This is a genomic window from Halobium salinum (assembly GCF_026586625.1).
GTDB lineage: Archaea > Halobacteriota > Halobacteria > Halobacteriales > Haloferacaceae > Halobium > Halobium salinum.
The window spans coordinates 425184-437411 of the sequence record NZ_JAODIW010000006.1 but is presented as its reverse complement, the minus strand read 5'-3'; the positions used below and the strand labels follow the sequence as shown (position 1 = coordinate 437411).

Genomic DNA, 12228 nt, shown 5'->3' with positions numbered 1-12228 from the left:
TTGGGATGCGAGTAAATGGGCCTTTGGGTAGGGAGAGGTCAGTGCGACGAACCGAGCGGTCGTTCGCAGTGAGTTCCTACGAGAGCAACGCCATCGGATTCTCGTAGGTCACCCGTCGAATCGTCTCCGGGTCGAGCCCGTGGCGGTAGAGGGCGAACAGCCACCGCTTCAGGTCGAACACGTCCCCGTCGAGCACGCCGGCCGCGTCGGTCTCCAGCAGGATACGGTCGGGACCGTACTCGGACACCGCGGCAGCCACGTCCGCGGGCGACACGTCGTGCAGCCACGGGTAGCTCACGGTGAACGAGAGGTTGCAATCGGTCTCCTCCATCACGTAGGGGACGACGCTCGCGTTGGCGTGAGACAGCACCACCTGCTCCTCCGGAAGCCCCGCCTCGTTCGCGAGTTCCACGTCGATTTCGACCGCGTCGCGCTTGACCGTCTCGCCGTCCAGCACCGGGTCGGACCCCAGACTCGTGTCCAGTTCGTACCGCGGTATCTGCCCCCGCTCGTACGCGGTGATGTCGAAGTCGCCGGGGTTCGAGGGCGTGTGGAGAATCGCCGGCAGGTCGTGCTCGGCCGCGATTTCGAGTTGGCGGCCGACCACGTGTCGCTGGTCGTCGAGGGACCATTGCTCGACGTGCTGGCCGGCGGTGATGCCGGTCTCGCCGACCGCCGCAACCTCGTCGAGTTCGCAGTACGCGGGCATCGCCTCCAGCGCCTCGTCGACGTCCGCGACGGGCGTTCCGGTGTGAACCCCCACGGCGAGCTTCGGGTCGAAGGCGTGTGAGCGCCCGATGGCGCCGACCCGGTTGAGCGCGTCGTCCCAGAGGTAGCGCACGTCCTCGGGCGCGACGGGCTTGTACGGCGTCCAGTAGTACCCCGCGGCGACCATCACCATCGCGTGACAGCCGGCGAGCGCGAACCGCTCCCGGTCGGTCCACGACAGCGTCTGGGCGTGGTTGTGGATATCGACCCACGGGAGCGTCGCCAACTCGGGTGGGAGCGCGTCGGAGTCGCCACCGTCGCCTGCCTCGCGGAACTCCGGGTCGATGGGGCGTCTCGTCGGGTAGCTGCGGTCCATGTCAGTCGGTCGCAGTCCGGAGGGAAGAAACCGCTTCCCGCGGAACCCCCGGCCGGTATCGTCGGGGGCACCGGAACGCGTCGGCTTCGGGCGCCGGTGTCGCCCCGAACGCGGACGCCGCGTCAAGTTTGAAGGCGCGTGCGACCGCATCACGAGGGGAGGATGTTGTCACACACCGTTCGGGGCGGCGGCGTCGAACTCCACGTGGCGGAGACTGGGAACCCCGACGGTCGGCCGGTCCTCTTCCTCCACGGCTACTCACAGAGCCACCGGTCGTGGACCCCGCAGTTCGACTCGGGCCTCGCCGACGAGTTCCGGCTCGTCGCGCCCGACCACCGCGGACACGGCCGCTCCGAGAAGCCCCGTGAAGGGTACGACCGTTCGGACCTGTGGGCCGCCGACGTGCGGGCGATTCTGGACGCGCTCGACCTCGACGACGTCGTCCTCGTCGGCTGGTCGTACGCCGGTCTCGTGGCTCTCGACTACCTCGACGCCCACGGCACTGACCGAGTCGCCGGCGTGAACCTCGTGGGCGCTATCTCGAAGATGGGCACCGAGGCGGCGACGGCGCTGCTGGGTTCGGCGTACGTCGACCTCCTCCCCCGACTCGGCTCCGACGACGCCGAGGAAAGCGTCGCCGCCCTCGTCGACTTCCTCCGATTGTGCGTCCACGGGGACCTGTCCGACGAGGACCGGTACGCGATGCTCGGCTACAACGTCGTCGTCCCGCCGCACGTCCGCCGGTCGCTTCGGAACCGGACCGTCGACCACGACGACACCCTCGCCGACCTCGACGTGCCGGTCCTGTTCACTCACGGCGAGCACGACGCGGTGGTCGACGTCGAGGCCGCCGAGGGCAACGCCGAACGGACGCCGGACGCCCGGCTGTCGACCTTCCCCGACGCGGGCCACACGCCGTTCTGGGATAATCCGGGGCGGTACAATCGGGAGCTTCGGGCGTTCGTCGAGTCGTTGTCGGGGTAGGGTGTCGCGTCCGACCGCCGCCGTCGGGACGAGTGTCACGAAACCCGCCGTCGCCCGAACAGTTACCGTCCAAACACCCGAATCCGACCTATGAGCGACAGCGAGCACGCCTTCGAGTTCGAGTTCTCGCCGGGGAAGATACGCTGCGAGCGGGGCGGAGTCGCCGGCGTCGGCGACGAACTCGCCCGCCGGGGGCTGGAGCGGGCGCTGGTCGTCTGCGGGTCGACGGTGGGGTCGACTCCCGAAGTCGTCGACCCGGTACGCGAGGGAGTCGGCGACCGACTGGTCGGCGTCTTCCCGGAGACGACGCCCGAGAAGTACCTCGGGACGGCGGTCGAGGGGGCGGAGCGGGCCGACGAGGAGAACGCGGACGCCCTCGTCGCGCTCGGCGGCGGGAGCAGTCTCGACACCGCGAAGGTCGTGAGCGCCCTGCGCTCACACGACGGTCCACCCGAGGCGGTCGCGTCCGACGCCATCGAGAACGGGTCGCTGTCGGTCGCTGAGGACGGGGAGCCGACGCCCATCGTGGCGGTGCCGACGACGCTCGCCGGGGCCGACCTCTCGACGGTCGCGGGCGTGACGCTGGCGATGGGACCCGAGGACGACCGCGACGGCGAGGCACCCGGCGGCGGCATCGCGGACCCGCGGCTGATGCCGACGGCGCTGTGCTACGACGCCGACCTGTTCGCGACCACCCCCGAGTCGGTGCTCACGGCGTCGGCGATGAACGGGTTCGACAAGGGGCTCGAAGCGCTCTACACCCGGAACGCGACGCCCATCACGGACGGCACGGCGACCCGCGGGCTTCGGCTCCTCCGGCACAGCCTCCCGGCGCTCGCCGATGGCCGGGGACGGGGTGCAGATGCGGATGGAGATGGGGCCGGCGCCGCGAACCCCGACGACCCGCTCGCGCAGGCGGTGACGGGCACGATTCTCGTCCAGTACGGTGTCTCCACGCCCGGCCAGTACAAGCTCTCCATCGTCCACGCCTTCGGCCACGGGCTCACCGAACACGCCGACGTACACCAGGGCCGCGCTCACGCCGCGGTCGTCCCGCACGTCCTCCGGTACCTCTTCGAGGGCGTCGACGCCCGCCGGGAACTGCTCGCGGAGGCGCTCGCGGTTCCGGCCGGCGGGAGCGAGGGGCGGGGAGCCTCCGACGAGGAACTCGCCGACGGCGTCGTCGACGCCGTCGTCGAGGTCCGGGACGGACTGGGCCTCCCCTCGCGGCTCCGTGACCTCGACGGCATCGAGAGAGACGACCTGCCGGAGGTCGCCGAGACGACCGCCGCGGACGGACTGATGGACACCGTTCCGGACGGGCTCGACCCGACGACCGACGACCTGCTCGCGGTGCTCGAGGCGGCGTGGTAGGGCGAAAGAAACGGGTGGGAGTCGGTGGGGGACCTCAGCGCGTGTTCAGGTCGGGGAGCATCGCGTCGATCTGTTCGACGTCCACGTCGAGCCAAGCGGGGACCTTCAGCTCCTCGCCGAACTCCTCGGGGCTCTGGTCGAGTTCGAACCCCGGCCCCATCGTCGCGTACTCGAAGACGGCACCGCCGGGCTCGGTGATGTATCGCGACTGGAAGTAGTCGCGGTCCTTCTTCGACGTGGTGATGTACCCGCTGTCGCGCAGGGTGTCGCTGAGTTCCTTCTGCTCCCACTCGTTCTCGACTTGGAACGCGACGTGCAGGTACGTCCCGACCCCCATCACGCCCTGCGGCGCGTTCGGTCGGATGAGCACGTCGACGACGCTGGCCTGCGGCGTCGACGACGGCGACTCGTAGCGGACGCGGTCGCCCGCCTGCGGGTGGTCGGCGCGGCCGACGCGCTCCCAGCCCATCGTCTCCAGCACGTCGAACGTGCCGGCGGGGTCGTTCGAGTGAATCGTCACGCCGTGCATCCCGCGGACCCCGTGCTCGGTCGGTACGTCGCCGCCGTCCCACGGCTCGATGTCGGACTCGCCGGTGACGAGTTCGTACGGCACGCCGTCGGGGTCGGTGAAGGAGACGGCCGTCTCGCCGAAGCGCTCCTCGGTCTCGTACTCGACGCCGTGGTCCTCGAACCGGGAGGTCCAGTAGTCGACCGACCCCTCGGGGATGACGAGCCCCGTCGAACTCATCTGGCCCTTCCCGACCAACCCCTCCTCCATCTCCATGTTGGTCATCGGGAAGTACGTGATGACGGTTCCCGGGGTCCCCATCTCGTCGCCGTAGTAGAGGTGGTAAATCTTCTCCGGAACGTCGAACCGGACGGTTCGCTTCACGAACCGAAGGCCGAGCACGTCCGTGAAGAAGTCGTAGTTCTCCTGTGGGTCGTCGGCGAACGCGGTTACGTGGTGAATACCGTTGACTGCTACCATGTGGATGCCTTACGGGGAACTAGCACACGATTATCATATACTTTCGTGTGGCGGCGACCTACCCGCCGCCGGGTGGCGAAAAGAACGGACCCGTGTCCACCGGTCGACGGTCGACGTGTCCGCCGGTCGACGGGCAAAGTGTGTCTACCGGTCAGCGGTCGAGGCGTGACTGGCAGTCGGCGGTCGGAGTCGACGCCGCGTCGACCCACCGTGGGGATCAGTTCAGTCCTTCGAGCTCGGCCATCTCGTCGACGTACTCGTCGTAGACGGAGAGGGCGTCCTGGATGGGTTCCGGCGAGGTCATGTCGACGCCGGCGGTCTCGAGCACCTCGATGGGGTAGGCGCGACCGCCCATGCGGAGCGCTTCGCGGTAGTCGGCCGCGGCCTCCTCACCCTCCTCGCGGATGCGTTCGACGATGGACGCCGCCGCGCTGATGCCCGTCGAGTACTGGTAGACGTAGTAGCTATAGTAGAAGTGCGGGATGCGCATCCACTCGCGGGCGATGTGGTCGTCGACCTCGGCGTTCGCGTAGAACTCCGCCTTGAGGTCGCCGTATATCTCGTCGAACGCGTCCGGCGTCAGGGCGCCGCCTTCCTCGGCCACCTGGTGAATCTGCAGTTCGAAGTCCGCGAACATCGTCTGGCGGTAGAGCGTGGAACGGACGCGCTCGAGGTACTGGTCGAGCACGTGCCGTTTGAGTTCGTCGTCGTCGACGTTCTCCAGCAGGTAGTGGGTGAGGAGGGTCTCGTTGACCGTCGAGGCCACCTCGGCGGTGAAGATGTCGTAGGAGGAGTACTGCCACGGCTGTTCCTCCTTCGACAGTTCGGAGTGCATCGAGTGGCCCAGTTCGTGGGCCAACGTGAACATCGACTCGATGTTGTCCTGGTAGTTCATCATGATGAACGGCTGAGTGTCGTAGGTGCCCGCCGAGAAGGCGCCCGAGCGCTTCCCCCGGTTCTCGTACACGTCGACCCAGCGACTCTCCAGGCCCTCGGCCATCCGCTGCTGGTACTCCTCGCCGAGCGGCGCGACGGCTTCCGTGACCCACTCGACGGCCTGCTCCCACTCGACCTCGGGCCCTTCGTCGCCCGTGACGGACATGTAGAGGTCCCACATCCGGAGTTCGTCGACGTCGAGCGCCTTGCGCTTCAGTTCTGCGTGCTTCTGGAGGCTGTCGAGGTTGTCGCGGACGGTTTCGAGGAGGTTGTCGTACACCTCGACGGGGACGTTCGGGCCGTCGAGTGCGGCCTCGCGGGCGGTGTCGTAGTTGCGGGCGCGTGCCAGCTTCACGTCCTTCTTCGTGCTGTTCTTCAGGGCGGCGCCGACCGAGTTGCGCACGTCGGCCCACTCGCCGTAGAACTGCTCGTACACCTCGCGGCGGAACTCCCGGTCCGTGTGCTTCTGGAGCTTCGTGAAGTTCCCCTGGGTTATCTCGACGGCGTCGCCGTCGGGTTTCTCGACCGTCGGGAACGTCATGTCCGCGTTCGCGAGCATGGAGTACACGTCGCTCGCGGCGCCGGTCACGTCCGAGAGGTCCGCGAGGAGCTCCTCGACCTCGGCGGAGCGGGTGTGAGGCTTCGACCGGAGCACGTCGTCGAAGTAGTGTTCGTACTCCGCGAGCGCGGGCTCCTCGTCGACGAACTCGTCGAGCTCCGCCTCGTCGAGCTCCTGCAGTTCGGGTTCGACGAAGCTCACCGCGCTGGAGGCCTGCGAGGAGAGGTTCTCGGCCTTCGCCGACAGCGCCTGGTACTCCTGGTCGCGGGTGTCCTCGGCGCTGCGCAGGCGGGCGTAGGAGACGACTTTCGACACCTCGCGCATCAGCTCCTCTTCGAGTTCGAGCAGTTCGAGCAGGGTCTCGGGGCTCTCGGTTACGCGGCCCTCGTACTGCTCGACCTCGCCCAGCCGGGATTCGACGGAGTCGAAGGCGGCCTCCCAGTCCTCGTCGCTCGCGTAGATGGACTCGAGGTCCCACTTGTACTCCTCCTCGATATCGCTTCGCTCGGGAACCGTACTCATACCGAAGCGCAGGCAGACCGTGCTGGTAAGTCTTGCCAAACCGGTCGACGGGAGCAGGATGTGAACCACGTCGGGACGACTGTCGCCGGCTCTCAGGACACCCTCGCGACCAACACGGTCGCACCTGGCGAGCGCCGCAGCGTCGTCCGCTCGACCGAGGCGAAGCCGGCGCCGCGGAGCCACCGCTCGACGGCGTCGACGGCGTGAACCCGCGCGCCGAGCGTGACGAGGTACGTCAGGTCGACGAAGGCGACGCCGGCGGCGGCGACGTTCGACAGCGGGAGGTCTTCGCCGGTGAGCGGGTTCCGCAGTTCGGGAACGCCGCCTTCGAACTGGTCGAGGACGACGAGCACGCCGCCGGGGGCGAGTACGGCCCGTGCGCGTTCGAACAGGTCGCGGGTCTCGGCGGCGTCGTGGGCGTGGACGACGTTGAACAGGAAGACGGCGTCGTAGCGGTCGTCGTCGGGGACGAGGTCGCCGAGGTCGTCCCGGCGGTAGTCGCCGCCGACGAGGTCCATCCGGCCGGCGAACCCGCCGGCGTCGACGGTCTCACGCGCTACGTCCAGGGCCGCCGGGAGGTCGAACACCGTCGCCCGGAGGTCGGGGTCGCGGCGTGCCAGTTCGAGCGCGTAGTGACCGTGGCCGCCGCCGAGGTCGAGGACGCGGGCACCCCGCGGGACCGGGACGGCGTCGAGGACCTCCGGTGCGGCGACGACGGCGGTCGCGCGAAAGCCCGACTGGACGAGTCGCCACGCGGCCTCGTCGTCCCCCAGGTAGTCGTACAGTGTCTCGGGCGGGTGCCCCTCGCCGACCGCGGCGGCGAAGACGGCGTCCCAGTACGGGAAGACGACGGCGTCCCACATCGTGAACCACGGACCGAGGTTCGACCCCTCGGCGTCGGTGAGCCAGCGCGTCGTCGCCGCCGCGTTCGCGTACCGCCCGTCGCGTTCGCGGAGGTAGCCCAGCGCGACGAGCAGGCCCGCCACTGCCTCGATGCCGCGCTCTCCGGTGGCGGTCTCGCGGGCGAGCCACGCGGCGCTCCGGGGGCCGCCGCGGAGCAGGTCGAAGAGACCGAGGTCGAGGGCGTACGCGACGGTTCGGAACCCGGCGGCCGCGAAGAGGTCGACGGCGACGCCCGGGCCCCGATTGAGGCGGAACAGCAGGAGGCGTTCGAGGGCGTTGGGGACGAGTGGCATCCCATTAGTGGAGGTGCGCTGACGCGATAAGGCCGCGCTCGGCGTGGCTGTGGTAGCGGGGCGACCCACCGGGCGCGAAGGTGGCGGCGACCGGCCGAACAGCCGGCAGGGTGTGACTTCGGAAGGGGCCGGGCGGTCACGGGCGCGAAGCGCCCGTGAGCTCGGGAGAGCTCCGCTCTCCCGGTGCTGGACGAAGCACGGCGAAGCAAGCACCGAATCGAGGGAGCGTCGCGACCGAGTGAGGCGCACAGCGAGCCGCGCGAGTCCAGAGTTCGGGGGCTTCCGTGGGCCCTCGAACTGTTCGTGCGAGTCGTATCCTCCCGATAGCCCCTCCGACTATGTCCTCAGGGTGCAACTCCGAATCCGTGAACTACGAGACGTTCGGCCGGGCGTGGACCGACGACCGACCCTGGAAACTCCTCACTGGACTCACCGCCCTCGAACACCGGATGGCGGGGAGCGAGGGCGAGGCCGCGGCGGCGGACCTCGTCGCCGACGCGCTCCGGGGTGCCGGCGTCGACGACGTGGAGCAGGCGCCCTTCGAGATGAACCGCTGGCGACGGGAGGAGACCGAGTTCGCGGTCGTCGAGCCCGACGAACGACCGTTCGACGCCATCGCGCTCCCGTACTCTCCCGCCGGAGCGGTGGAGGCGCCGCTCGTCGACGTCGGTCACGGGACGCCCGCGGAGGTCGACGAGGTGGACGTGGCGGGTCGCATCGCCGTGGCGAGCACGACGACTCCCGAGGGCGGACGGTTCGTCCACCGGATGGAGAAGTTCGGCCACGCCGTCGACGCCGGCGCGGTCGGGTTCGTCTTCGCGAACCACGTGGCCGGGCAGTTGCCGCCGACGGGCTCCCTGCGATTCAACGAGGAGGCGGCGGCGGTCGCCGTCGGCGTCAGCGAGGAGACCGGCGAGTGGCTCCGCGAGTACGCCGACCGCGGCGGCGCGGCGCGCATCGACGTGGACGCCGACACCCGGCCCGGGGAGAGCCAGAACGTGTACGGCCGGGTGGGGCCGGACACCGACGAGGAGGTGCTCCTGCTCGCCCACTACGACGCCCACGACATCGCCGAGGGAGCACTCGACAACGGCTGTGGCGTCGCCGTCGTCGTCGCCGCCGCTCGAATTCTGGCCGACTGCGACCTGCCGCTCGGCGTCCGAATCGGCCTCGTCGGCTGCGAGGAGGTCGGTCTCTTAGGGTCGGAGCAGATGGCCGATTCGACCGACCTCGACTCGGTTCGAGCCGTCGTCAACGTCGACGGCGCCGGCCGCTTCCGGAACCTCGTCGCGATGACCCACGCTTCCGAGGCGACCGCGGACACCGCCGAGTCGGTGTCGGCGGCGACGGGCCACCCGATAGAGGTACAGGAGAACCCACACCCCTTCAGCGACCAGTGGCCGTTCGTCAAGCGCGGCGTGCCGGCCCTGCAACTCCACTCCGACAGCGGCGAGCGCGGCCGCGGTTGGGGCCACACCGAGGCCGACACGCGGGACAAGGTCGACGTGCGGAACGTCCGCGAACACGCCATGCTGACCGCGCTGCTCGTAGCGGAGTTGGCCGGTGGGGAGGCGCCGCCGCGACTCGACGGCGAGGCGCTGGCGGAGCGATTCAGGGACCTCGACTTCGAGCGGGGGATGCGGGCGGCGGACCTGTGGCCCGAGGCGTGGGTGTAGTCCCTCAGTTCGCGCCGTTCGCGGCGTGGACCGCTCCCTCGGCGACGACCCAGAAGGCGCTGGCGAGACGCTCCGCGGCGACGTAGAGGACGGGCGCGACGGCGAGGAGGTACGCGAGCAGTCCGAGGACGGCGCCGGTGGAGTCGCCGACGCTGACCGCGACGTAACTTCCGAGCGCGCCGGCGAGCACGTTGCCGACGACGAGGAGGAGCAGGCCGACGAACAGCCGACTGCCGGCCTGCGAGACGAGGGCGTCTCTGTTCATAGGACCGACGAGAATCGATGAGGAATAAACCCGTCGGTCGGTGAGCACCCCGTCGTCGAACGGCACCGCCTCGTAGCTCGTACGCGCGTCTCACGCTTTGGCTACGACGTTCTTGCTACGAGCCGACTCCACCGCTCCCGACCGCTAGTGGGTCTCGGTATCCCCCTCGGCGGCGGGGGCTCCGTCTCGAATTCCCATCCGAATCGCGCCGGCGACGCGGCCGGCGACACGCCCCTCCACGTGGCGCTCGCCGAACGCCTCGCGGGCGCTCTCGGCCGCGTCCTCGTCGGCGGTGAAGTCGAGGTCGGGGTACGACACGTCGGTCAGGACGAGGGGTGTGGCTGGGGCGGCGGCGACGCCCTCCCGGCCGCGAATCGGTCCGTCCCCGAGCAGCGACTCGACGCGCGCGAGGTCGGCGTCGCCGGTGCCGACCGCCCGCGCGAGCGTGACGAGTCGGCGGACCAGCCCCCGAGGGAAGCCGTCGGCGGCGACGCGGACGGCGAGGAAGTCGCCCTCGCGGGTCGCCGACGCCTCGATTCGACGCTCCGTGAGGCGGTCGTCGGGGGTGAGACGGTCGAAGTCGTGCTCGCCGGAGAGGGCGTCGAGGGCGGCCCGGACGCGGTCGTCGTCGACGCCGCCCCCGACGCTGCCTCCGAGTTCGGGGTCGGCGCCGGCATCGTCGCTCGCGGGCGCGTAGAGATGGTAGACGTACTCGCGGCGGGTGGCGTCGTGGGTCGCGTGGAACTCCGCGGGTGCCTCGGCGCTCGCCCACGCCCGAATCTCGCCGGGAAGCCCGGAGTTGAACGCCCGCGGCGTCAGCCACTCCGGGGCGTCGAGCGCGACGGTCTGGGCGAGCGCGGAGACGCCGGCGTCGGTGCGTCCGGCGGCGGCGTAGCCGCTCGGGCGGTGGTCGTCGGGGTCGTGGACGCCCAGTCGGTCGAGGGTGTCGAAGAGGACGCCTTCGACGGTGGGCACGTCGGGCTGGCGCTGGAAGCCGTAGTACGGGCGGCCGTCGTAGGCGATACGGAAGGCCCGGCGCGACATCGACCGAGTGTCGGCCGGGAAGGGGCCTGAAAGCTCCGCTTTCGGCGCCGCCACTGGTTGCCCCTGGCTACCGGCCGTCTCGGACTACTGCTCGTCCTCGTCCTCGGCGTCGCGCGAACCCGGCCGCGTCCCCTGAACGACCATCACCGGGGCCGGCGAGGAGCGGAGGACGCGCTCGGTGACACTGCCGAGGACGAGTCGGTCGAGGCCGCGCCGGCCGTGGGTGCCCATCACCACGAGGTCGATTCCTTCCTGCTCGACGTAGCCGAGGATAGCCTTCGCGGGGGAGCCTCGGACCACGTCCTCGACGACCGGGACGCCGGCGGTCTCCCCCCGGTCGCGAACTGCGTCGACGGCGTGTTCTCCCTGTTCGCTGAGGGCGTCGATGACGAGGTCCGTGCGGGCGTCGAGTGAACTGTACATCGCGGTGTCGACGACGTACAGCGCGTGGACCGTCGCGTCGTACCGGCTCGCGAGGTCGAAGGCGTGGGCGAAGGCGGCCTCGGCCGCCTCGCTTCCGTCGGTGGGGACGAGAATCTGGTCGTACACGGCTCACTCCGGGGACCGGATGTTCGATTCCGGATGTCGGACGGTGACGACCGGGACGGGCGAGCGCCGGACGACGCGTTCGGTGGTGCTCCCGAGGACCATCCGGCCCAGCCCCGTCCGACCGTGGGTGCCCATCACCACGAGGTCGATTCCTTCCGCCTCGACGTAGTCGACGATCTCGTCCCGCGGCAAGCCGTGGACGAGGTCGGTCTCGACCGGGACGCCGGTCTCGCGGGCGCGGTCGGCGACGCGTTCGACCGCCGCACGACCCACCTCCTCGAACCCCTCGAGGACGACGCTCGTGTCGTGGGGGAGGTCGCCGAACGCGGCGGTGTCGACGACGTAGAGGACGTGCAGCGTCGCGTCGTAGCGTACGGCGAGGTCGATAGCGTGGTCGATGGCGGCCTCGGCGGACTCGCTCCCGTCGGTGGGGAGGAGGATATGCTCGTACATGTCCGAAGGCGGTACGCTCCGGACGACCATAGCGGTGGGGGTCGGTCAGGGGCGCGAGTGGAAACCGGGTCGGTTACGCCGGGGGTTCGTCGGTCGGTTCGGTGGCCTCCGTCGCCGCCGCCTCCGCTCCCTCGTCCGTCGACTCGGCGACGCGGACGACGAGGACCGGCACCGGTGCGGTTCGGAGGACGCGCTCGGTGACGCTCCCGAGGAGGAACCGGTCGAGTCCACGACGCCCGTGGGTGCCCATCACCACGAGGTCGGCTCCTTCGGCCGCGACGTAGTCGACGATGGCCTCGGCGGGGGAGCCGTCGACGATGGCCTTCCGGACGCGGACGCCGGCGGCCTCGGCGGCGTCGACGACCCGGTCGGTCACGGCGTCGCCCTCCGCCTCCAGCCCGCCGACGATGCGACTCGCGTCGAAGTCGACGGGGCCGAGGGCGTCCACGTCGACCACGTACAGCGCGTGGAGCCGGGCGTCGTAGCGCGTCGCCAGGTCGATGGCGTGCGCGACGGCGCGCTCGGACGGGCCGCTCCCGTCGGTGGGGACGACGATATCCTGGTACATGATAACACAGACGGGCGCTGGAGGAATAAG

The 12228-nt window shown here is 70.1% G+C and carries 12 protein-coding genes; 3 read left to right on the top strand and 9 right to left on the bottom strand.

Annotated elements, in window-relative coordinates:
• Positions 1–76: 76 nt before the first annotated feature.
• On the bottom strand, positions 77–1084 hold the full coding sequence (locus tag N5095_RS05540) for a TatD family hydrolase (RefSeq protein WP_267621744.1): 1008 nt from the start codon (positions 1082–1084) through the stop codon (positions 77–79).
• 162 nt (positions 1085–1246) lie between these two features.
• Here N5095_RS05540 and N5095_RS05535 point away from each other — a divergent pair, with 162 nt between their 5' ends.
• Both N5095_RS05535 and N5095_RS05530 read left to right on the top strand, forming a co-directional pair.
• The gene (locus N5095_RS05535) at positions 1247–2068 is read left to right on the top strand and encodes an alpha/beta fold hydrolase (RefSeq protein WP_267621743.1); all 822 of its coding nucleotides are present in this window, start codon (positions 1247–1249) and stop codon (positions 2066–2068) included.
• Between the two features lie 90 nt (positions 2069–2158).
• Positions 2159–3442, top strand: a complete 1284-nt coding sequence (locus N5095_RS05530) for an iron-containing alcohol dehydrogenase family protein (RefSeq protein ID WP_267621742.1) — start codon at positions 2159–2161, stop codon at positions 3440–3442.
• A 34-nt stretch (positions 3443–3476) separates the two neighbouring features.
• Here N5095_RS05530 and N5095_RS05525 read toward each other — a convergent pair whose 3' ends face one another.
• The 3 genes from N5095_RS05525 to N5095_RS05515 form a co-directional block, all read right to left on the bottom strand.
• On the bottom strand, positions 3477–4430 hold the full coding sequence (locus tag N5095_RS05525) for a VOC family protein (RefSeq protein ID WP_267621741.1): 954 nt from the start codon (positions 4428–4430) through the stop codon (positions 3477–3479).
• Positions 4431–4647: 217 nt separating this feature from the next.
• Positions 4648–6447 (bottom strand): oligoendopeptidase F, encoded by a 1800-nt coding sequence (gene pepF, locus N5095_RS05520; protein ID WP_267621740.1) that lies wholly within the window; start codon positions 6445–6447, stop codon positions 4648–4650.
• A gap of 92 nt (positions 6448–6539) precedes the next feature.
• A complete protein-coding gene (locus tag N5095_RS05515) occupies positions 6540–7643 on the bottom strand; it encodes a class I SAM-dependent methyltransferase (RefSeq protein ID WP_267621739.1) in 1104 nt (367 codons plus the stop codon).
• Positions 7644–7981: 338 nt separating this feature from the next.
• Between N5095_RS05515 and N5095_RS05510 the strand changes: the two genes are divergently transcribed.
• Positions 7982–9319 (top strand): M28 family metallopeptidase, encoded by a 1338-nt coding sequence (locus N5095_RS05510; protein ID WP_267621738.1) that lies wholly within the window; start codon positions 7982–7984, stop codon positions 9317–9319.
• A 4-nt stretch (positions 9320–9323) separates the two neighbouring features.
• Here the strand turns inward: N5095_RS05510 and N5095_RS05505 are convergent, their stop codons facing one another.
• From N5095_RS05505 to N5095_RS05485, 5 genes are all read right to left on the bottom strand, one after another.
• The gene (locus tag N5095_RS05505) at positions 9324–9584 is read right to left on the bottom strand and encodes a hypothetical protein (protein ID WP_267621737.1); all 261 of its coding nucleotides are present in this window, start codon (positions 9582–9584) and stop codon (positions 9324–9326) included.
• 144 nt (positions 9585–9728) lie between these two features.
• A complete protein-coding gene (truA, locus tag N5095_RS05500) occupies positions 9729–10628 on the bottom strand; it encodes a tRNA pseudouridine(38-40) synthase TruA (RefSeq protein WP_267621735.1) in 900 nt (299 codons plus the stop codon).
• Between the two features lie 84 nt (positions 10629–10712).
• Complete coding sequence (locus N5095_RS05495; protein WP_267621734.1) at positions 10713–11177, bottom strand: universal stress protein; 465 nt, start codon at positions 11175–11177, stop codon at positions 10713–10715.
• Positions 11178–11180: 3 nt separating this feature from the next.
• Positions 11181–11630, bottom strand: coding sequence for a universal stress protein (locus N5095_RS05490; RefSeq protein ID WP_267621733.1), 450 nt, complete (start codon positions 11628–11630; stop codon positions 11181–11183).
• A gap of 73 nt (positions 11631–11703) precedes the next feature.
• On the bottom strand, positions 11704–12198 hold the full coding sequence (locus N5095_RS05485) for a universal stress protein (RefSeq protein WP_267621732.1): 495 nt from the start codon (positions 12196–12198) through the stop codon (positions 11704–11706).
• Positions 12199–12228 lie beyond the last annotated feature (30 nt).